At 51.3% G+C, this 304-nt stretch carries 2 tRNA genes; both read left to right on the top strand.

The window, feature by feature from the left end:
• The first annotated feature begins 62 nt into the window (after window positions 1-62).
• Window positions 63-138, top strand: a tRNA-Val gene (locus N784_RS15850).
• A gap of 5 nt (window positions 139-143) precedes the next feature.
• Window positions 144-219, top strand: a tRNA-Thr gene (locus N784_RS15845).
• Window positions 220-304 lie beyond the last annotated feature (85 nt).

The following is a 304-nucleotide window of genomic DNA, read 5'->3' as shown; positions in this document are numbered from 1 at the left end:
TCAGCGCCAATGGTAGTCGGGATTTCCCCGCAAGAGTAGGACGTCGCCAGGCATAACATTTAGGAGGATTAGCTCAGTTGGGAGAGCACTTGCCTTACAAGCAAGGGGTCACTGGTTCGAGCCCGGTATCCTCCACCATCTTTGCCGACCTGGCTCAATTGGTAGAGCAACTGACTTGTAATCAGTAGGTTGGGGGTTCAAGTCCCTCGGTCGGCACCATCGTAAAGACGTAGTAAAGGTGTATTGAAAGTTTGATACACAAAGCCTTCTATAATGGAGGGGTAGCGAAGTTGGCCAAACGCGG

Origin of the sequence: Pontibacillus litoralis JSM 072002, assembly GCF_000775615.1 — a bacterium.
GTDB classification, from domain to species: Bacteria; Bacillota; Bacilli; order Bacillales; family BH030062; genus Pontibacillus; species Pontibacillus litoralis.
This window is presented reverse-complemented; position numbering and strand designations above follow the sequence as displayed.